This window comes from Frateuria sp. YIM B11624, from assembly GCF_049727805.1.
In the GTDB taxonomy this organism is placed as follows: Bacteria; Pseudomonadota; Gammaproteobacteria; order Xanthomonadales; family Rhodanobacteraceae; genus Frateuria_A.
The window spans coordinates 113182-134170 of sequence record NZ_JBCNYA010000009.1 but is presented as its reverse complement, the minus strand read 5'-3'; the positions used below and the strand labels follow the sequence as shown (position 1 = coordinate 134170).

The following is a 20989-nucleotide window of genomic DNA, read 5'->3' as shown; positions in this document are numbered from 1 at the left end:
CGTGCTGCCACGATGTCCGCTCCTCCCCCCCCCCCCCTCGCCGGCGTGGAGCCGGCCTCGTTCGAGGACAACGAGACCACGCTCGAGCAGCTCTACGCGCGCATCCAGCGCGCGATCGACTATGTCCAGGGCTTCAAGGCCGAGCAGATCGACGGCAGCGAGGGCCGCGACATCCACCTGAAGATGCGCAACGGCGAGATGGACTTCAAGGGCAAGGACTACCTGTTCGGCTTCGTGATCCCGAACCTCTACTTCCACTGCACCACCACCTACGTGATCCTGCGCGAGGCGGGCGCGGAGCTGGGCAAGACCGACTTCATCGCCGGCGCGCAGCAGTAGCGAACACCGGGCGCGGCGGTTCGCCGTCGCGCCTTGCTGAACCCATGCGCGGCGTCGGTTTTCCGACATGTTCCGAAGCGTGATCGACCGCACATTCGTCTTGGCTGGGTGGCGCGCGCCCTGCTTGTCCTGGCCCGAGTCTCCACCACCGGGCCGATCCCATGGACCAGTACCTCGAATGCATCATCGCCGGCGGGCCGCAGCACGGCCTGATCTACCGACGCCCGCTCGATCCGCGCCATCCCACGCCGCTGGCGGTGGTCACCGACGATGGCGCGCTGTGCACGCCGGCGGCGCGCAAGTACGGCTCGCGCGTGGTGCTGCTGCACCCGCAGGCCACCGGCGAGCAGTTCCGGACCATCCTCGCGGCGTGAGTGGCGTGTTGCGTCACTTTTCCCCGGCGCCGCGGACGCGGCGGCCCGAACGCCTGACGGCAAAGGCTGCCACGGCGTGTCACCCGGCGCGCCTGCCTTGTCGCGGCGAGCCTTGCGCACGGACAATACGCGGCCTGGCGTAACCCGGCCGCACCGGTCGTGGCAGCCTGACCGTGCGAACCCATGCTGCGACTGACCGACCTGAAGCTTCCCCTCGACCATCCGCCTGAAGCCCTGGCGGAGTCGGTCCGTGCGCGCCTGAAGCTGCCGGCCGCCGCGCTGCGCGGCGTGAGCGTGTTCCGCCGCGGCTACGACGCGCGCAAGCGCGGCGCGATCGCGCTGATCTACACGCTGGACGTGGAGGTGGCCGACGAGGCCGCCGTGCTCGCGCGCTTCGCCGACGACCGCCACGTGCAGCCCACGCCCGACACGAGCTACCACCCGGTAGCGCGCGCACCGGAGCGGCTGGCGCATCGGCCGGTGGTGGTCGGCTTCGGCCCCTGCGGCATCTTCGCGGCGCTGATCCTGGCGGAAATGGGCTTCCGTCCGATCGTGCTCGACCGCGGCAAGGCGGTGCGCGAGCGCACCAGGGACACCTGGGACCTGTGGCGCAAGCGCAACCTGCATCCCGAATCGAACGTGCAGTTCGGCGAAGGCGGCGCCGGCACCTTCTCCGACGGCAAGCTGCACAGCCAGATCTCCGACCCGCACCACCACGGGCGCAAGGTGCTGACCGAGTTCGTCAAGGCGGGCGCACCGGAGGAAATCCTCTACGTCAGCAAGCCGCACATCGGCACCTTCCGGCTGGTGACAATGGTGGAAAACATGCGCGCGACCATCCAGGCGCTCGGCGGCGAGATCCGTTTCGACCAGCGCGTGGAGGACCTGCGGGTCGAAATCGATGCGGACGGCACGCGCCAGGTGCGCGGCGTGCGGCTGGCCGACGGCGACGAACTGCGCTCGGACCACGTCGTGCTGGCGATCGGCCACAGCGCGCGCGACACCTTCGAGATGCTGCATGCGCGCGGCGTCTACCTGGAAGCCAAGCCGTTCTCGATCGGCTTCCGCATCGAGCATCCGCAATCGGTGATCGACCGCGCACGCTTCGGCCCGCAGGCCGGCCATCCGATCCTGGGCGCGGCCGACTACAAGCTGGTGCACCACGGCGCCAAACCACACGGGAGCGGGCCGGGCCAGAGCGGACGTTCGGTGTACAGCTTCTGCATGTGTCCGGGCGGCACGGTGGTGGCCGCCACTTCCGAGCCGGGGCGCGTGGTCACCAACGGCATGAGCCAGTACTCGCGCAACGAGCGCAACGCCAATGCGGCGATCGTCTGCGGCATCACGCCGGAGGATTTCGTGCCCTATGGCGAGGGGCCGCTGGCCGGCATCGCGCTGCAGCGGCACTGGGAGTCGCATGCGTTCGCGATGGGCGGCGGCGACTACAGCGCGCCGGCGCAGCGGGTGGGCGATTTCCTCGCCGCGCGGCCGTCGCAGGCGCTCGGCGAGGTGCTGCCCTCGTACAAGCCGGGCGTGCACCTGACCGACCTCTCCACCGCGCTGCCGGACTACGCCATCGGCGCGATCCGCGAGGCCTTGCCGATGTTCGACCGGCAGATCCGCGGCTTCTCCATGCACGACGCGGTGCTGACCGGGGTGGAGACGCGCACGTCCTCACCTGTGCGCATCCGGCGCGGCGAAGGCGACTACCAGAGCCTCAACACGCGCGGCCTGTTCCCCGCTGGCGAGGGCGCCGGTTACGCCGGCGGCATCCTGTCGGCGGCGGTGGACGGGATCCGCGTGGCGGAGGCGGTGGCGGTGGCGATTAACGCATCGCGATAACTGGCGCCGTCGTGTGGTGGAATCTCGCCCGATGTGAAGCCCTCTCCCCCCGGGGAGAGGGTTTGGGTGAGGGGCCGGGGCTCGCGGGGAACGCGCTCAGTGCGTTCGTGAGGGACGAAAAGTCGCTTCGCGGGAAAGCTCACCGCCAGAGCGTCCCCTCACCCCAGCCCTCTCCCCCGTAGGAGAGAGGGAGCAAAAGCGGCATCACCCGTGAGGTTGGCTTCACTCCGCGTCGCGCTCGCGCGCCAGCCACTGCCCGATCGGCGCCGGCCGCCCGAGCAGGTAGCCCTGCCCCAGTTCGCAGCCCATCTCCAGCAGCGCCTGGCATTGCGCCGGCGTCTCGATGCCTTCGGCAATCACCTGGATGCCCAGCGCGCGCGCCAACGCCAGGATCGCGGCGACCACCGTGGTCGCGGTGGTGTGCTCGTCCTCGCCCAGCGCGTGCACGAACGCGCGATCGATCTTGAGCATGCGCAACGGCAGCGAGTGCAGGTAGCTCAGCGAGGAATAACCCGTGCCGAAGTCGTCCAGCGCCGCGCCCACGCCGATCGCGCGCAGCCGCTCGAGCATCGTGCGCACCTGCTCGGGATTGTCCAGCAGCGAGCCTTCGGTGACCTCCACGATCAGCCGCCACGGCGGCAGCCCGGTGCGTTCGAGCAGGCGCACCAGGCGCGCGTCGAAATCGCCGTGGCGCAGGTGCAGCGCGGAGACGTTGAAGGTGAGGAAGGTTTCCTTGTCCGGCAGTTGCAGGAAGCGCTCGCAGCCGCGCTCGAACAGCCGCCAATCGATCGTCTCGATGTGCCCGCTGTCCTGCGCCACCTTGAGGAAATCCGCCGGACCGAGCACGCCCAGCAGCGGATGGTTCCAGCGCAGCAGCGCCTCGTAGCCGACCACCGCGCCGTCGCCGAGCCGGCAGAACGGCTGCAGGTAGGGCTCGAACTCGTCGCGCTGCAAGGCCTGGCGCAGCTCGCCTTCCATCATCAGCACGTCGACGACGTTCTTGGCCAGCGTCTCGTCGAACAGCTCGTAGCGGTTGCGGCCCTGCTCCTTGGCGCGGTAGAGCGCGATGTCGGCGTCGCGCAGCACCTCGTCGGCAGTGACGTAGCTGTTGTCGCCGATGGCGATGCCCATGCTGGCCGAGGGCGCCAGCTCGCGCCCGGCGACCTGCAGCGGCACGCTCAGCGCGGCGAGCACGCGCTGCGCCACCGCCACTGCGGCGGCGGGAATTTCCACGTCCTCCAGCAGGATCGCGAACTCGTCGCCGGACAGCCGCGCCACCACGTCCGGCTCGCGCACGCAATCGTGCAGGCGCTGCGCGATCGCCTTGAGGAAGGCATCGCCGGCCAAGTGGCCGAGGCTGTCGTTGATCACCTTGAAGCGGTCCACGTCCAGATAGAGCAGCGCGCAGCGCCTGCCCGGCTCGCGTTGCAGGATGCTCAACACGCGTTCCAGCCGGTCGCGCAGGAAGCCGCGGTTGGGCAGGCCGGTCAGCGCGTCGTGCATCACCTCGTGCTTGAGCTGGTCCTGGATGCGCTCGCGCTCGGTGATCTCCAGGCGCAGCTCGGACGTGCGCTCGGCCACACGCAGTTCCAGTTCCGCGTAGGCGCGCTGCAGCGAGGCCGCCGCACGGCGGCGATGGATGCTGTTGGCGATCTGCATCGCCACGAAGGTGAGCAGTTCCTGGTCGGCCTGGTCGTAGCCGACCGAGGGCGTGTAGCTCTGCACGGTGACCAGGCCGATCACCTCCTCGTCGACCCGCAGCGGCACGCCCAGCCAGCATTCCGCCGGCCGGCCCACGCGTTGCAGGTCGACCTCGCCCCGCTCGGCCAGCGCCGCCATGTCGTCGTGGAAGCCCAGCAGCGGCCGGCCGCTGCGCAGCACGTACTCGGACAGGCCGCGCCCGAGCGGACGCTCCTGCGCCTTGCGCACGCCGGCGTCGACGTAATAGGGAAACACCAGGTTCTTGCGGTCGTCCGAGAGCAGCGCGATGAAGAAGTTCTCCGCGTTGATCAGCTCGCCGACCACCGCATGGGTCTGTTCGTAGAACGCGTTCTCGTCGATGTCGGCGGTGGCCAGTTGCGCCAGGTGGAACAGCGTGGCCTGCAGCCGCTCGGCGCGCTGGCGCTCGAGCACTTCCTGCTGCAGGCCGCGGTTGGCGGCGGCCAGCTCCTGCGTGCGCAGGCGCACGCGCTCCTCCAGTTCGTCCTTGCTCTGCTTGCGCTCCAGCGCGGTGAGCACGTGGCTGCCGACGAATTCCAGCAGCGCGCGGTCCTCCTCGGAAAAGCCCATGCCGGCCTGGTAGCTCTGCACCACCAGCGCGCCGTGCACCTGACCGTCGCGCAGCATCGGCACACCGAGCCAGTCGATCGCCTCGGGCCCCGAAGGCGAGAAGGTGCCGGTCACCTGGCGGCGGATCGCCTCCAGACTGCCCATCAGCGCCTTGCCGCCGGTGAGCAGGTGCCAGGTCATCGAGTCGCGGATGCTTTCCAGCGGAAAATCGTGGCTGGTGTCGGGCGCGTCGGTGTCTTCGACGTCGGCGTAGTAGAGGAAGCGCATCGTGCCGCGCTGCGGATCGCTGCGCACGATGAAGAAGTTCTCGCCGTACATCAGCGAGCTGATGATGCCGTGGATGCGCTTGAGCATCTCGGGCATGTCCAGTTCGGAACCAGCCAGGTCGGAGATCGCGAACAGCGCGCGCTGCAGGGCTTCCGAACGCACCAGTTGCTCGTGCGAGTCCTCCAGGTCGGCCAACCTGATGGCCCGATGCAGGTGCGCATCGGCCAGCTCAAGGAAGGGACGCAGCTGGGCAAGCAAGGGCTCGGGTGCCTGGCCGCGCTCCAGCTCGAGCAGCAGGATCGCCCGTTCCCGCGGCAACAGGCGCACTGCCAGCTCGGGGCCGTCGGCGACGACGTCCTGCGCGCCCTGCGCCAGCCTTGCCCGGGCCCGGCCAATGCGTGCATGGTCCGGCGCGCCGCCACTGCGGTGTGCGCGCGGCAGGCCGCTGCTGGTCCAGGCGACGGTGGCGTCGCGGCAGCCGGCGAGCGCCTGCGCGAACGCGGCGATGACCACCGCCACCTCGTTCGGCGTGGTGGCGTCCACCAGCCGGATCAGCCAGGCGGCCTGACCATCATGCGGCGGCAGGGGCGTGGCGCGAAGGTTCATGCGCGCAGGCGGCTCCGTCCCGCGCGGCCGCCGCAGCGACCGGCCCGGCGATGCGTCCCCACATTGCAACCGCGCCGCTTCATGGGAATAGCGTACTGCCCTCGCTCGTGCCTGCCCCCTGATGCTTACCACAAGATCGGCGAAAACCACCGTATCTTGAGTCGCGTGGATGCGGCGCAGGCACGCCCGGCACCGGCTGGCGGCCGGTAGAATCACGCGATGCTCACCGATGCCACCAAGGACGCGATCCGCGCCGCCTACGCGCGCCTGAAGGAAGGCCTGCCCGGCTTCCGCCCGCGTGCCGCGCAGGGGCGGATGATCGCCGAGGTGGCCAAGGCGCTGGCGGCCGAGGGCGGCGCGGCGGCGATCGAGGCGCCCACCGGCACCGGCAAATCCATGGCCTACCTGATCGCCGGCATGGAGGTAGCGCGCGCGCAGAAAAAGAAGCTGCTGATCGCCACCGCCACGGTGGCGCTGCAGGAACAACTGGTCGAGCGCGACATTCCGCTCTATCTGAAGCTTTCCGGCCACGAGGCCAAGGTGGCGCTGGCCAAGGGTCGCGGCCGCTACCTGTGCCCGCGCAACCTGGCGATGGCGCGCCAGAGCATGGGGGCCGAGGCCGGCCAGCTCGGCCTGGGTTTCGACGCGGATCTGGCGCTGTGGTCCAAGCCGCCGGCCGAACGCGACAAGCAGGCGCTGTCCAAGCTCGCCGGCGCGTTCGAGTGCGGCGAGTGGAACGGCGACATGGACGCTGCGCCGGAGGCGGTCGGCGATTTCCTCAAGCCCATGCTGACCACCAGCGCGGGCGGCTGCACCGGGCGCAAGTGCATCCACTTCATGAATTGCCCGTTCTTCGCCGCGCGCCGCGCGGTGGCCGACGCCGAGCTGATCGTCGCCAACCAGGACCTGGTGCTGGCCGACCTGACCATGCCCGGCGAGGACGAAGGCTGGGGCGGCGTGATCCTGCCCAAGCCCGCCGAGACGGTGTACGTGTTCGACGAGGCGCACCACGTGCCGGCCAAGGCGATCGACCGCGGCGCCGCCGAGGTGTACCTGGGCGCCAGCGTGCGCCAGTTGAGCCGCCTGGCGCGCCAGGTGCACGCGGCCTATTCGCTCACCGACAAGGAATCGCTGGGCAAGCTCGCCCTCGACGCGGGCGATGCCAAGCTGCAGGAACTCTCCGACGGCCTGGAGGAACTGGAAAAGGCGATCCGCCTGGCCTGGCTGCCCGATCCGGCCCAGAGCGAACCGGTCTACCGCGGCTCGCTCGGCCAGTTGCCGGAGGACTGGGTGATGCAGGCGCAGGCGCTGCACGCGCAGACCGCCGAGATCCAGCGCTGGCTGACCGCCGTGCGCCGCGCGGTAGTGGAGATGACCGATGGCGGCCCGACCCAGGAAGCGCTCGCGCGCGAGCTGGGCATGGCGCTGGAGCGGCTGGACCGGCAGGAACGCACCTGGCGCGCCTGGGCCGGCGACGATGCCGACAACGCACCGCCGCTGGCGCGCTGGGTCACGCTCGCCGGCGACCAGCAACTGGTCTGCCACGCCTCGTCCGTCTCCGCCGGCGGCCTGCTGCGCCACGTGCTGTGGGGCAACGCCAGCGGCGTGGTGCTGACCTCGGCCACGCTGAGCGCCGGCGGCAACTTCCGCGGCTTCGCCGATGCGGTCGGGCTGCCGGACGAAGCCGTCACCTTGAGCCTGCCCTCGCCGTTCGACCTGTCCGCGCAGGCGCGGCTGGAGGTGCCGGCGATCGATGTGCTGCCCGACGCGCGCGAGGCGCACGCGCAGGCGATCTGCGACTGGCTGGCCGAACACCTGGACTGGAGCGCCGGCAACCTGGTGCTGTTCACCTCGCGCGCCAAGCTCGACCGCGTGCTGCAACGGCTGCCGATCGACAAGGTGCGCAAGGTGCGCGCGCAAGGCTCGCTGGGCAAAGCGCAGCTGATCGCCGAGCACGTCGCCGACGTCGAATCGGGCAAGGGCAGCACGCTGTTCGGGCTGGCCTCCTTCGGCGAAGGCCTGGACCTGCCCGGCAAGCTGTGCGAGACGGTGGTGATCACCCAGCTGCCGTTCGCCGTGCCGACCGACCCGGTCGGCGCGACCTACGCCGAGTGGCTGGAATCGCGCGGACGCAACCCGTTCCTGGAAGTGAGCATTCCCGAGGCCACGCGGCTGCTCACGCAGTACTGCGGCCGCCTGATCCGCAGCGAGACCGACCGCGGCCGCATCGTGCTGCTGGACCGGCGCGTGGTCACCAAGCGCTATGGCGCCGGCATGCTGCGTGCCCTGCCGCCGTTCCGGCAGGTGATCGAGCGCGTGGCGTAGGAAGGGCTGCGGCCCGCGCGCGCTGGCGGTGTCGGCGGTGGGCTGAAGCCCACCCTACAATGGCTCCCATGCCCATCCTGCATCTGCACGACTGTCCATCCCGTCCCTGGAAGAACGGCCTGGGCCGCACCCGCGAACTGGCGGTGCAGCCCCCCGGCGCCGGCATGGACGACTTCCTCTGGCGGGTGAGCGTGGCCGAGGTCGACAGCGCCGCGCCGTTCTCCGCCTTCCCGGGGATCGACCGCACCATCGTGCTGCTCGATGGCGAGGGTTTCAGCATGGCGCTGGACGACGGCCGCACCCACGCGTTGACCGAACCGTTCGCGCCGTTCGCCTTTGTCGGCGAGGCACAGGTGGTGGTGACGCTGGCCGGCGGCCCCACCCGCGATTTCAACCTGATGGTGCGCCGTGGCCGCATCCGTGGTCGCGTCGAGGTCTGGCGCGGGGCTGCCGACGCCGTGCTGCGGCGGCATACCGTGCTGCTCTATTGCGCGCGCGGCCGGCTGCGGCTGGATGAGCAGGTACTCGAGGCCGGCGATGCCTGGTTGCCTGCAGCGCCGGCGCCGGCGCGGCTCGAACTGGCGCCGCAGAGCGTGGTGCTCGCGGTGGAGGCGGCACCCGTGGACTGAACGCTCCGGACCACGGACGCCTATGATCGGGCTTCGCCCGAAGGAGAAGCACCATGCAGCTCATGATCTACGGCCTGTTCGTGTTCCTCGGTGTGCACGTGTTGCCGGTGATCTTTCCGCGCTGGCGGCAGCGGAAGATCGATCGGTTCGGCGAGCGGCCATGGAAAGCGGCGTTCGCCCTGGTGGCGCTGGTCGGCCTGGTGCTGGTCTGCTTCGGCTTCGGTCGCGCGCGGCAGTTGCCGCTGATGCTGTATGCGCCGCCGCAGGCGATGGACCACCTCAACGCATTGTTCACGCTGGTCGCCTTCGTGCTGCTGGCGGCGGCGTACGTGCCGCGCAACCACATCAAGTCGGCGCTGGGCCATCCGATGCTGCTGGGCGTGGTGGTGTGGGCCTCCGGCCACCTGCTCGCCACCGGCATGCTGCACGACGTGGTGCTGTTCGGCGCGTTCCTGTCATGGGCGCTGCCGATGGCCGTGTGGCTGCGCCAGCGCGACCGGCTGGCCGGCGTGCGCTATGCGGCCGGCACGCTGCGCGGCGACACGCTGGCGGTGGCGATCGGCACGGCAGCCTGGCTGGTGTTCGCGTTCTGGCTGCATCGCTGGCTGATCGGCGTGGACCCGATGCCCGGCATGCACTGAGACGGTGCCGGGAGTCATCTACGCGACGGCCCCGGTGCGCGCTAAAGTCGGACTCCCCACCACCCATTACCCACCAATCGAGGACAGGTCATGGTCGGTTTCCTGCTCTGGCTGCTGCTGCTCGTGTTCTGCTGGCCGCTTGCGCTGCTGGCGCTGGTGCTCTGGCCGATCGTGTGGCTGATCTCGCTGCCGTTCCGGCTGGTCGGCATCACGTTGCACGCGGTGTTCGCCTTCCTCGGCGCGCTGCTGATGCTGCCCGCCCGCGTGCTGCGCGGCCGCCCGGCCTGAACCCGCTCGCCCGGCCTGCTGCCAGCCGTCGTGGACAAGCCGTTCGCGCCCGCCTGCGAACGCAACCGCGAACCGATCCTGGACGTGCTGCGCGCGGCGTTCGCACGATGCAGGCACGTGCTGGAGATCGGCAGCGGTACCGGCCAGCACGCAGTGCATTTCGCCGCGGCGATGCCGTGGCTCGACTGGCAGTGCTCCGACCGCACGGAGCAGCTGCCCGGGATTCGCGCGTGGCTCGCGGAAGCCGCGCTGCCGAACACGCCCGCGCCGCTGGAGCTGGACGTCGCCGGTACCTGGCCGCATGCCCGCTACGACGCGGTGTTCAGCGCCAACACGCTGCACATCATGGGCTGGCCGGAGGTCGAACGCCTGTTCGCCTGCCTGCCGGCGGTCGCCGGCGACGGGGCGGTACTGGCGATCTACGGCCCGTTCAACCGTGACGGCCGCTACACCAGCGACAGCAATGCCGACTTCGACCGCGCGCTGAAGGCGCGCGATTCCCGCATGGGCCTGCGCGACGCCGAGGCGGTGGACATGCTGGCGCGGGCGGCAGGCTTTGCGCTGGCGCAGGACCACGCCATGCCGGCCAACAACCGTTGCCTGGTGTGGCGGCGTCGCTTGCCGGCGGCGGGCGGCGATCTGCCCGGCATCGCCTAGCGGCGGGTCGCTCGCCACACGCCCGGCGATCCGGAGAAACCGGTGGCCGGCGCCGGCACGCCGCGCATCCGCGTTTGACGCCAGGTTGATCGTCGCGCGTGCTTGATGGGAGCCGTTCGTGCGCCCGGGGAGCAGCCATGCAGCAGCACACAGGCAGACGATCGTTGCCGCGCCCGTCGGGCGCCGGCCGCATGACATCGCGCGGCGTCCAGGCGGTGCCATGGCTGGACCTGGACCGCTTTCTCGGCCGCTGGTACGGCGTCGCCTGGTTGCCGTTGCCGTTCCAGCGGCGCTGCGCCGGCGAGCTCACGCTGGAATACGCCTCGCGCGACGACGGGCTGATCGCGGTGCACAGCGCCTGCCGCACCGGCGATGGGCGCCTCAGCGAAGTGCATGGCGTGGCGCGCCAGCCCGAGCGGCTGCGCGACCCGGCCAAGCTGCAGTTGCGCTTCGCACCGGCCTGGCTGGAGCGGCTGCGCTTCGTGTGGAACGAGCACTGGGTGATCGGGCTGGACCGCGACTACCGCTGGGCGCTGGTCGGCGAACCACGCCGACGCCATCTGTGGATCCTCGGCCGCGAGGCACGCATGGACTACCACCTGCTTGAAGAACTCAAGGCGACCGCCCGGCGCATGGGCTACGACCTGGCGCCGTTGCTGATGTCGCGCCAGCGCATGGATTGAACGCCGCGCGCGGCGGGCAGGTTTGCAATTTCCGGCCGAGGCGGCAGGATGGCTGTCGTGCCTTCCGATGAAATCCCGCCCCACGTGCGCGCCGTCGACACCCTCACCCCCTGTCCCTGCGGCAACGCCGAGGGTTACATGCATTGCTGCGGTCCATTGCACGAAGGCTCGCCCGCGCCGACTGCCGAGGCGCTGATGCGTTCGCGCTACAGCGCCTACGTGCTCAAGCGCGAGGATTACCTACTGGCCACCTGGCACCCCAGCACGCGCCCGGCGCACCTGAAGCTGGCCACGCAGCAGCCGTCACCGAGCTGGCTCGGGCTGTCGGTCAAGCGCCACCAGGGCGGCGCCACCGAGGCGGTGGTCGAGTTCGTCGCCCGGCTGCGCTACGGCGGCGGACGTGCGCAGCGGATGCATGAGGTGAGTCGCTTCGTGCGCGAGGACGGACGCTGGTATTACCTCGACGGCGAGATCCTGACCTAAGCGGGGGCGGGCTGCTGCGGAATCCGCCCGGACGACTGGTGCCGCAAGCTGCCCTCGCCGCGCCGGTCGTGCACAGGCGCACTTGCAGCTCGGAAAACCACGCTTTGTCCGTCGTTCCACAAAGGCCGTACGCCCGATTCAGAAGCCGGCCGTGCCGGCCGCATGCAGCCGGGCGGCCAGCTTCACCACGTCCGGATGGTGGAAGAAGGCGTGCAACCGGGCGGCGCGGCCCGGGCCGACGCCTGGCTGGTCCTCCCACTCGGCGGTGCTGCGGCTGGCCAGCGTGGCCCAGTCGGGCAACCCGGCCTGGCCGGCGGGTGGCATGCCCAGCGCGCGCAGCCAGTGGTCGAAGCTTTCACGGCGCGCGCCTTCGAAGGCCTGCGCCAGGCGCGCCGCGCGCGCCGGGCCGATGCCCGGCACCGCAGCCAGTTGCGCCGGCGTCAGGCCGAGCCAGTCGAGCAGGCCGCGTAGCTGCCCCGCATCGACCAGCGCGCGCCAGGTCGTTTCGCCGATGCCGTCGATGCGTAGACCCTGCCGCCCGCCCAGCCACACCAGCCGTGCCAGGAACTGGCGCCGGCACCCGGCCTGCGGATGCCAGCAGTCCAGCCCGTCGCGGTCGGTAGCGTCGGGCACGGCTACGGCGGCGCGTTCGCGGGTGCGCCACACCACCGCGTCGAAGCGCGGAATGGTCAGGCCTGCCAGCGAGATCGACACCTGGTCACCCGGCCGCGCATCGAGCTGGCGCCAGTGCGCCAGCGAGCCGACGCTGACGCGCTGCACCGTGCGGTCGTCCAGCACTACCGGATCGAGCTCCAGCACCACGCTGATGCCGCCGCGCCGGCCGCGGCGGAAGTCCACCGCGCGCACGGTGGCGAGCGCCGTGGCGGGCGGGTATTTCCATGCCACTGCCCAGTCGGGCGGCGCCGGCTGCCAGTCCCGTGCACGCGGCCGATGGCCCTGCCGCAGCACGGTGCCGTCGGTGGCGAAGGGCAGCGGCTGGCGATACCAGCGCTCGCGCCACTGGCGCACCCCGGCCAGGTCGTGCACCGGATGGGTCAGCACCGCGCTGGCGCCCAGGCCCATCGCCTGCAGGCCGGCCAGGCGCGCCTGCATGTCTTGGGGGCCGCTGGGCCAGTCCCACACGAACAGGCCGATGTGCGCGGCCGCCTGTGCATCGAACGGCTCGCGCGCCAGCGCGCCGGCCACGTCGGCGCGTGCGCGCACGCCGCCGTCGTGCGCCTGCCGGTGCCCGGGCAACCACCAGACCAGTTCGCCCTGCAGCACCACGCGCGCGGGCGCGTGCGGCAGCCGCTTGGGCACGGCGGCGATCTTGCGCACCTGGCCGGTCCAGTCGGAACCGTGCAGCCCATCGCCGCGGCTGACCGCCTGCCGCAACTGGCCATCCACGTACAGCAGCGTCACCGCCACGCCGTCGGCCTTCGGTTGCACCCACAGATCGGCATGGCCGCGCGCCGCCATCCAGGCCTGCACGGCGGCGGCATCATGCAGTTTGGCCAGGCCGGTCTGCGCCACCGGCGTGCGTACCGGTCCCGTGGCATCGGCCAGATGCACCAACGGCGGCGGGGCCTGCGCGGGGAAGCAGGCGCGCCAGTCTTCGTAGCGCGCCAACGCCTGGTCGTAGATCGCATCGTCGACCGGCGAGCGGCCCTCGGTGCGGTAGGCGTGGTTCCAGTGGTCGAGCTGGTCGTGCAGCGCCTGCAGCTCCTGCGCGGCGCGCGGCACGTCCCAGGCCGGGCACGCGGCCATGCATGGCCTGGCCAGCAGCCCCATGGCCAGCATCCACCAGCGGCATCCTTGTCGCATCGAGCGTTCCTTAGCGTTTGGCAAGCACTGCAACTTAGCGAGGCGACCGGGTCTGACGCAGTGGCACCGGTCCGACCGATGGCGTAGGACGCGCCCGATCAGTCCGCGGGGTGATGCCTACGCGCCACGAGCGGCAACCTCGCGCGGTCTGAGACCTCTCCCCTCCGAAGAGAGGCTGGGTGAGGGGCCGGGGCTCGCGTAAATAGGGATTCGTGCGGGTGATCTTTCATGACAGACCTGGCATGACAGGAGTCTCTCGCTAGAGCGACCCCTCACCCCAGCCCTCTCCCCGGAGGGGAGAGGGAGCAAGGGCTTGCGGATGGCTACCAGTCCATCTCCACCTGGCCGTCCGGACGTCCATTCGGACCGAACCGCCGCTCGACGATCCGTCCGTGACCCGTGTGCCCGATCGCCACCACCGTGCTCGCCCGCGTGCCGTAGTCGGCGCCGCGGATGAAGGCCGAGGAGAGCCAGCGCTCGCGTTCGAGGCCGATGCCCGTATCCGGCAACTCGCCATCGAGGGCCGCTCGCTCGTCCGCCAGCGCGGCGAACAGCGGTGCGAAATCCTCGACGTCTCCCTGTTCCAGCCATGCCTGCAGGCGCGCCATCAGCAGGCGCGTCTTCGGCCAGGGCGTGTTGAAGTCGGCGTTGGACAGGCCGTGCAGGCCGGGCGTGACCGCCTGCGCGCGCGGGCCCGGCCGGTTGCCCAGGTAGAACGCGGCGTGCGCATCGAAGGTGAGCAGGTTGAACGGACGGTACTGCGCGGCCACCTCGCGCAAGGCCTGCGCATGTGCGGTGGCATCGGCTTCGCCACGCAGGAAGTCGGTCACCAGCCAGCCGCGCGAAAGGCCGGCCTGCGGATCGCGCGGGTCGCGCACGTTGGTCACCGTGGCGCAGCGTCCACCCGGACTCACGCCCAGCCAGGTGCCGCCCGCCTCGAGGTCGCGGCCGGCGATCACCGGCGCATCGTCCCAGCGCGCCAGCGGGGTGCTGGGACGGGCGTGGTATTCGTCGCGGTTGCCCGCCAACAGCAGACGCCAGCGCGGGTGGGCGTTCCAGGCGAAGGCGATCAGGCACATGCGAGGGGTTCCGGCGTCATGCCTGCGACTGTGCACGGTCGGCACGGGAGGGGCAAGGCGAAGCGTCGCCATGCCGGCCTTCGTGCCATGCAGCCCCTCACCGACTCCTCTCCCCCAACTTCGGGGGAGAGGCTTCGATCACGCGATTACATCTTGTAGCGCACGCCGACCGTGTAGAACCGCCCGACCATGCCCGGCTGCGCCCAGGTCGGGTTGTAGTTGTTGCTGGCGTAGTTGGCCGGGTCGAACGGCGCCTTGCGGTTGAACGCATTGAGGACCGATGCGTACACCCCGAAGTGGTCGTTGAAGTCGTAGCTGCCGGTCAGGTCGAAGTAGGTGAACGAGGCGACGTGGCAGCTCGGCGGGAACGGATTGCCGTTGTCGTCGGTGGAGATGCAGCCCTCGCCGTTGTCCGGCGCGCTCATGCTGATCGCGCTGGTGTAGTACAGCGTGCCGGTGACGGTGGCCTGGCCGAAGGTCAGGCTGTTCGACCACGACGCGCGGTCACGGGGCGTGCCCGCACCAGAGGACAGCGCATACGGTCCGTGCGTGCCGACGAAGCGCTCCACCGTGCCGTCCTGCAGCGTGAGGTTCCACTCGAAGATGCGCGTGGCGTTGAACTCGCTGCGCAGCTTCACGTTGCCGCCGAGGTCGAAGTTGCCGATCAGGTCCAGGTCCACGCCCTTGGTCTGCAGCGCGTTCTGGTTGACGTACGGCGCCATCACCACCACCGGCTTGGGCAGCAGGGTCGGGAACTGCGGGTCGGGCACGTCGGGGATGATCGCCGAGCCCGGCGGCAGCGGCTGGCCCGCGAAGTAGGCATCGAGCACCGCCTGCGTGTCGAACTGGCCGATCACGCCGGTCTTCTTGATGTCGTAGTAGTCCACCGAGGCGCTGAACTGGTCCAGCGGCTGCCACAGCACGCCGAAGGTCCAGCTCTTGGATTTCTCCGGCTGGATGTTCGGGTTGCCGATGGTGTCGTAGGCCAGGCCGTAGGGACGCACGTAGGCGTTGTTGCCGTGCGCCGCGGCGTAGTCGTCGGGCAGGTTGTAGGTGGCGAAGCCCTCCGATTCGCTCGAGCCGTTCTCGGCGAAGCTCGGCGCGCGGAAGCCCTTGGACCAGGTGCCGCGCACGGCCAGCGACTCGATCGGCTTCCACTTGAAGCCCACCTTCGGCGAGAAGTTGTTGCCGAAGTCGGAGTAGTGGTCGAAGCGGCCGGAGACGTCCACTTCCAGCGACTCCAGGAACGGCGCGTCCAGCTCGGCGTAGAGGCCTTCGACGGTGCGGCTGCCGAAGGTGTGCGCCACGCCCAGGCCCTGTGCCTGCAGACCGGGGTTGAGGTCGGGATCGTGCTGCTGCTCATGGCGCACGTCGATACCGGTCGCCAGGCCCAGCGAGCCGCCGGCCAGGTCGGCCAGCGGACGCGACACGTGGAAGTCGATCGACTGCAGGTCGGTGGTCGAGCGCTTGTGCAGCACCGGCGCCAGTTGCGCCAGCAGCTCGGGCGAGTTCTGCGACGGGTCGACGAAGTTGTAGGTGCCGTTGTTGACCGCGTTGATCAGCGCGGCGTAGTTGAGGAAGCCGTAGTTGTCCACGTCCAGCGTGTTGTGGCTGAACACCAGCGCGCTGTCGTAGTTCCACTCGCCCCAGATGCCGTGGATGCCGCCGGCGATGCGCAGGTTGTGGTTCTCGTTCTTGCCGCCGCCGGGGATGCCGCCGAAGGCGTAGGTGATCAAGGCCGGATCGTTCGGGAACGGGTTGTTGGGGTTGTCCGAACCGTCGGGCAGGGTCGCCGGCAGCAGGATCGAGCGGGTGTTCACCGGCGTGCCGGCGCGGATCTGCGGCGGCGTGCCGGCCGCCTCGACCTTGTTGGTGTAGTAGCTGCCGCTGACGTAGGCCTCGCTGCTGTCGCCCACCTTCAGGGTCAGGCGGCCGTAGACGCCGACGCGCTCCTGCTTGGGCTGAAGGTCGAGGTAGTTGATCTGGTTCTGTTCGCAGCCGCTGCCCTCGGCATTGGTGATCGGAGTGGTGCCGGGACCGCAGGGCACCAGCGGCTGCCACAGCGCGCCGGGCGCGGCGGTGCCGGTCAGCATGCCGCCGGGACCGTTCGGGCCGAGCACGGCGCGCTGCACCATCGGATAGATCGAACCGTTGTTGAAACCGGGCTGGCCCCAGTCGAAGTTGCTGCCGCCGGTGGGATTGAGGTTGGCGGCGTTGTACGGGTAGCCGCGGTCGCGCGCCCAGATGCGGTCGTCCTTCTGCGCCTCGACGCTGCCGTAGGCATTCCAGCCGTTCTTCTGGAGGTCGCCGCCACCAAACAGCAGCGTGGCGCGGCGGGTAGTGCCGCCGCCCTGCTGCGAGGTGCCGACCTCGGCGGTGCCTTCCAGACCCTTGTAGTCGTGCTTGAGGATGATGTTGACCACGCCGGCGATCGCGTCGGCACCGTACAGCGAGGAAGCGCCGTCCTTGAGCACGTCGATGCGCTCGATGGCGTTGACCGGGATGGTGTTGAGGTCGACGAAGGTGCGCTGGCCGTCGTCCGCCAGCGGGTAGTTGGCCGAGCGGCGGCCGTCGATCAGCACCAGCGTGGAGTTCACGGTCAGGCCGCGCAGCGCCACACCGGCCGAACCGGCGGCGAAGCCGGCGGTGAAGGCGGTCGGGATCGAACCGCTGTTGTCGGCAGAGATCGCGCGCACCACATCCGATACGGTCTTCAGGCCGCTGCGCTGGATCTGCGCGGCGGTGATCACGGTGACCGGCGAGGGCGTCTCCATGTCGATGCGCGGGATCGCCGAACCGGTGACGGTGATGGTCTGCAGCTGCTGCGCCTGCTGCTGGTCGGGCGGCTGCTGGTCCTGCGGGGGAGCGCTGTCGGCGGGGGCGACTGGCGCGGTGGTCTGGGCGGAAACGGTTCCTAGAGGCGTCAACAGCAAACCAGCCAACGCCAACGCGAGCTTGTTGGGCTTCATGACTTGAGTCCTCGGTTGTGGGTGCGCAACGCGCCCGGGGACTGGAGGAATGCAAGCGACCAGCTCGACGGGCGAGGGGAGTTGCGGCTTGGAGTCTTCCACTTTCCGTCGACTGCTACAAGTCCTTAACGTTGCAGGAATTTGCGACGGCGCGAGGCGTGTCCGCCGCCTTCGTCCCGAACGGAGCATGGTTCTCGTATGGACGCCCATACGTCCATACACACAGGCGCCTGCCTGTTGCCCGGCGCCGCCGCCCGCTCAGAAATCCAACCGCAGGCGCAGTCCGAGGCTGCGGCCCGGCGCCGGTTCGTAGTAGCGGCCGTTGCCCTCGTTGACGATCACCGATCCGACGATGCGCCGGTCGAACAGGTTGTCCACGCGCGCGACCAGGTGCAGACGCGCATCGCCCAGCGCGAAGCCGTAGCCGAGGTCCACACCCGTGTGCAGGTAGCCCGGCGCCGAGGCGCTGTTGCGGTCGTCGACCGGCACCGCGCCGACGCCTTCGAGTTCGAGGCCGCCGCGCCAGCCGAGCGCGCCGCCGTGTTCCAGGCGCAGCGAGCCGTAGCGCCCGGGCACGCCGGGGATGCGCGTGCCGGCCGGCACCGGCAGGTCCGGCACCAGGCACGGCGTACCGGCGCAGGCGAGGAAGCCGCTGCGGAAGCGCGCCTGCAACCAGGTCATGCCCAACCGCAGGCGCCAGCCGTCGCCGAGCTCGCCATCGAGCGACAGTTCCGCGCCCTGCCGGCGGCTGCGTCCCACGTTGCGGTAGGTGGAGCGGCCGCCGACGTTGCTCGCCACGGCCAGTTCGTCACGGCTGTCCGCGCGGAACAGCGCGAGTTCCATGCGCATGCCATCGTGCGCCTGCCATTTCAGTCCGAGCTCGCCGTTGCGGCTGCGTACCGGACGCAGGTCGAGCGCCAGCCCGGCCTGGCCGTCGCGGCGATAGCCCAGTTCGTTGAAGGTCGGCGTCTCGAAGCCTTCGCCGTAGCTGGCGTAAAGCCTCAACACCGCAGTCGGCCGGTAGTCGATGCCGGCGACCGGCGTGGTCGCCTGGTAGCGCGTGCGGCCGCTGTCGTCGGGGTTGGCCGCCGTGACGTAGCGATCGGACGCACGGAACGCCACCACGCTGTGGCGCGCACCCAGCAGCAGCGACCAGTGTTCGGCGAGATGCCAATCAAGTTGCGTGTACTGGTCGAAGGCATGCACGCGGTCGAGCTCGTCGCGGCGCAACGCGCCCTGCACGCCGAGCATGTCGCCGACGAAATTCTCGTAGCCGCGCCGGTGCTGGTCCTGCGTATCCCAGCTCGCGCCCAGCACCCACTCCAGCGGATGCCCGAAGGCCTGGCCGCGGTGCGTCCAGCGCGCATCGGCGCCGCCATAGCCTCCGTCGAGGTCGACCACGCCGCCGGCGCTGAGCGGGCTTTGCTGCGCCGCCACCGGGATCGACAGGACCTGGGTGACGCCGCGTTGCCCGCCGTAAGCCATCAGGCGCAGATCGTCGCGATCACGCTGGACTTCCCAGACCGCACCCAGCTGTTGCTGCTGCACGCGCTTGCGCGTGACGAAGGCGAACGCCGCATCCACCGCCTGGCGCGGATCGGCCCGCCACTGGTCGCGGGTCAGCCCGAGCGGATCCTGTGTCCACGGCTGCGCCAGCGTGTTGGCCACCACGGTGAGCGTGCGGCCCGCACCGAGATCGAAACCCAGGCGCGCGTTGCCCGAGGTCCGCTGTGCGCGGCTGTGTGCGCGATAACCGTCGGTGCGGAAGCGTCCCAGGGCCAGGTTGTAGTCGAGCGGGCCGGCGATGCCGCGCGCCGCCATGTCCAGGTTCATGCTGCCGTCCGCACCGGCATAGGCCTCCAGCGTGCGCACCGGCACTGGCCCGCCCGCGGCGCTCCAAAGCTGCACCACGCCGCCGGACGAGTTGCCGTACAGCGCCGAGAACGGCCCGCGCAACACTTCCACGCGATCGGCCGCGGCCAGCGCGAAATGGGAGAGCTGGCCCTGCCCGTCCGGCATCGTCGCGGGGATGCCGTCGGCATACAGCCGCACGCCGCGCACGCCGAAGGTGGCACGCGCGCCGAAGCCACGGATCGACAGTTGTTCGTCCTGCGCGTAGTTCTGCCGGTCGCGCGCCAGCACGCCGGGCACGCCGGTCAGCGCCTCGGACAGGTTCACACCGGGCTTGCCGTCCGCGCCCGCGCGCACCGGCACGTTGGACAGCGCGGCCGGCAGGTCGAACGACGGGATGTCCAGCCGCATCGCCTGCACCGGCACCGGCGGCAGCTCGGTGACGGCCTGCGCCGCCGCTGCCAGCGGCAGCCAGGCGACCGCGAATGCACCCCACATCCGAACCGTTCCCATCGCACCGCCTGTCCGCCATCGGCCCACCATGGTAGCGGCCTGTCGTGCACGCACCGCGCAGCGCGGGGCTTCGGCCCGCCGCCCTGGCATGCGGAATACCGGGGATGGGTGCCAGCCCACTCTACGCGGCGTCCGCTTCGGGGATAATCGACCGATGCGCCGCCCTTCCCTTCGTGCCCTCGCCCGCCTGCTGGCCCTCGTCGCACTGGTCGCCGCGATGCCCGTCATCGCGCAGGACAGCTCCCGCCAGCAGGCCCAGGCCAGGCAGCAATTGGCCGAACTGCGCAGCAAGATGGAAGCGCTCGCCCGCGAGCAGGCGCAGACCGCGGCCCGGCGCGACAGCGCCAACGCGAAACTCGCGCGCCAGGCCAACGCACTGGCCGATGCCGCGCGTGCCCTGCGCGACGTCGATGCCGCGCTGACCGCCAAGCAGCAACAACTCGACCAGTTGCAACAGCAACGCAGCGAACTCGACCAGCGCCTGGCCGGCCAGCGCGCCGCGATCGCCGACCTGCTGCGCGCCACCTACACGCTCGGCCGCGGTACCGACCTGCGCCTGCTGCTGGGCGATCAGGACCTGGCGCAGATCGCCCGCGCGCTGGCCTATTCGAAGTATTTCCAGCAGGACCGCGCCGCGCGCGTAGCCGAGCTGATGGGCGAACTGAGCCGCCTGCAGCAGCTGGAGGCGGAGATCACCGCCGAGCAGCAGGCGCTGGCCGCCACCCGCGCCGAACGGGCCGAAAAGACGCAGGCGCTGGCCGCGCAGCGCGCTGCCCAGCAGAAGCTGGTCGCCCAGGCCGATGCCAAGTACAAGGACGAGGCGCAGCGCCTGGCCGCGATGAAGCGCAACGCGCAATCGCTCGATCAACTGGTCGACAAGCTGCAGCGCGCGATCGACCAAGCCGCGCGCGAAGCGGCGCGCGAATCGCGCAGCAGCCCCGCCGCGCCCAGCCGCGCCGGCGGCAAGGCCGACATCCGCGGCAACCTGCCGTGGCCGGCGGCGGGCAGCGTGGTCAGCTACGGCAACGGCGTGCTGATCAAGGCGGCCGGCGGCAGCGAGGTACATGCGGTGGCGCGCGGCCGGGTCGTCTATGCGGCGTTCCTGCGCGGCTACGGGCTGCTGGTCATCCTCAACCACGGCGACGGCTGGCTGAGCATGTACGGCAACAATGAAAGCGTGCTGCACGGTGTCGGCGACCAGGTCGAGGCCGGCGAGGCGATCGGCACCGCCACGCCGCCGACCGGCGTCAACACCGGCGTCTATTTCGAACTGCGCCACGACAACAAGCCGGTCGACCCGCGCGGCTGGCTGGCCAAGCGCCGTTGACGC

At 70.5% G+C, this 20989-nt stretch carries 16 protein-coding genes; 11 read left to right on the top strand and 5 right to left on the bottom strand.

Annotated features, from left to right (window positions below; genetic code table 11):
* From AAIL17_RS06710 to AAIL17_RS06700, 3 genes are all read left to right on the top strand, one after another.
* Window positions 1-339: DUF1993 family protein (locus tag AAIL17_RS06710; protein ID WP_424682048.1), on the top strand; the 339-nt coding region annotated here is incomplete at its 5' end.
* 161 nt (window positions 340-500) lie between these two features.
* Window positions 501-713 carry a hypothetical protein gene (locus AAIL17_RS06705; RefSeq protein WP_424682047.1) on the top strand — a complete coding sequence of 71 codons (213 nt, stop codon included), beginning with the start codon at window positions 501-503 and terminating at the stop codon, window positions 711-713.
* Window positions 714-896: 183 nt separating this feature from the next.
* Window positions 897-2555 carry an NAD(P)/FAD-dependent oxidoreductase gene (locus AAIL17_RS06700; protein WP_424682046.1) on the top strand — a complete coding sequence of 553 codons (1659 nt, stop codon included), beginning with the start codon at window positions 897-899 and terminating at the stop codon, window positions 2553-2555.
* A 222-nt stretch (window positions 2556-2777) separates the two neighbouring features.
* Here AAIL17_RS06700 and AAIL17_RS06695 read toward each other — a convergent pair whose 3' ends face one another.
* Window positions 2778-5717 carry a bifunctional diguanylate cyclase/phosphodiesterase gene (locus AAIL17_RS06695; RefSeq protein ID WP_424682045.1) on the bottom strand — a complete coding sequence of 980 codons (2940 nt, stop codon included), beginning with the start codon at window positions 5715-5717 and terminating at the stop codon, window positions 2778-2780.
* A gap of 219 nt (window positions 5718-5936) precedes the next feature.
* Between AAIL17_RS06695 and dinG the strand changes: the two genes are divergently transcribed.
* The 7 genes from dinG (at window position 5937) to AAIL17_RS06660 (ending at window position 11423) form a co-directional block, all read left to right on the top strand.
* Window positions 5937-8042, top strand: a complete 2106-nt coding sequence (gene dinG, locus AAIL17_RS06690) for an ATP-dependent DNA helicase DinG (protein WP_424682044.1) — start codon at window positions 5937-5939, stop codon at window positions 8040-8042.
* Between the two features lie 68 nt (window positions 8043-8110).
* Entirely contained in the window at window positions 8111-8671 is a 561-nt protein-coding gene (locus AAIL17_RS06685; protein ID WP_424682043.1) for a HutD family protein, read from the top strand.
* A gap of 53 nt (window positions 8672-8724) precedes the next feature.
* Complete coding sequence (locus AAIL17_RS06680) at window positions 8725-9312, top strand: NnrU family protein (RefSeq protein ID WP_424682042.1); 588 nt, start codon at window positions 8725-8727, stop codon at window positions 9310-9312.
* A 90-nt stretch (window positions 9313-9402) separates the two neighbouring features.
* Window positions 9403-9600 (top strand): hypothetical protein, encoded by a 198-nt coding sequence (locus tag AAIL17_RS06675; RefSeq protein WP_231321914.1) that lies wholly within the window; start codon window positions 9403-9405, stop codon window positions 9598-9600.
* A 30-nt stretch (window positions 9601-9630) separates the two neighbouring features.
* Window positions 9631-10257, top strand: coding sequence for a DUF938 domain-containing protein (locus tag AAIL17_RS06670; protein WP_424682041.1), 627 nt, complete (start codon window positions 9631-9633; stop codon window positions 10255-10257).
* Between the two features lie 137 nt (window positions 10258-10394).
* Window positions 10395-10940, top strand: coding sequence for a lipocalin family protein (locus AAIL17_RS06665; protein WP_424682040.1), 546 nt, complete (start codon window positions 10395-10397; stop codon window positions 10938-10940).
* Window positions 10941-11024: 84 nt separating this feature from the next.
* Window positions 11025-11423: a YchJ family protein gene (locus AAIL17_RS06660; RefSeq protein WP_424682053.1), complete on the top strand. Its 399-nt coding sequence runs from the start codon at window positions 11025-11027 to the stop codon at window positions 11421-11423.
* Window positions 11424-11561: 138 nt separating this feature from the next.
* Here the strand turns inward: AAIL17_RS06660 and ligB are convergent, their stop codons facing one another.
* The 4 genes from ligB to AAIL17_RS06640 form a co-directional block, all read right to left on the bottom strand.
* Entirely contained in the window at window positions 11562-13247 is a 1686-nt protein-coding gene (gene ligB, locus AAIL17_RS06655) for an NAD-dependent DNA ligase LigB (RefSeq protein WP_424682039.1), read from the bottom strand.
* Between the two features lie 323 nt (window positions 13248-13570).
* Window positions 13571-14326, bottom strand: coding sequence for an NRDE family protein (locus AAIL17_RS06650; RefSeq protein ID WP_424682038.1), 756 nt, complete (start codon window positions 14324-14326; stop codon window positions 13571-13573).
* Window positions 14327-14472: 146 nt separating this feature from the next.
* Window positions 14473-17295 carry a TonB-dependent receptor plug domain-containing protein gene (locus AAIL17_RS06645; RefSeq protein ID WP_424682037.1) on the bottom strand — a complete coding sequence of 941 codons (2823 nt, stop codon included), beginning with the start codon at window positions 17293-17295 and terminating at the stop codon, window positions 14473-14475.
* A 258-nt stretch (window positions 17296-17553) separates the two neighbouring features.
* Window positions 17554-19644, bottom strand: a complete 2091-nt coding sequence (locus AAIL17_RS06640) for a TonB-dependent receptor family protein (RefSeq protein WP_424682036.1) — start codon at window positions 19642-19644, stop codon at window positions 17554-17556.
* Between the two features lie 169 nt (window positions 19645-19813).
* On the opposite strand from AAIL17_RS06640, the gene AAIL17_RS06635 reads away from it, so the two are divergent.
* Complete coding sequence (locus tag AAIL17_RS06635; protein ID WP_424682035.1) at window positions 19814-20986, top strand: murein hydrolase activator EnvC family protein; 1173 nt, start codon at window positions 19814-19816, stop codon at window positions 20984-20986.
* Window positions 20987-20989: the final 3 nt, after the last annotated feature.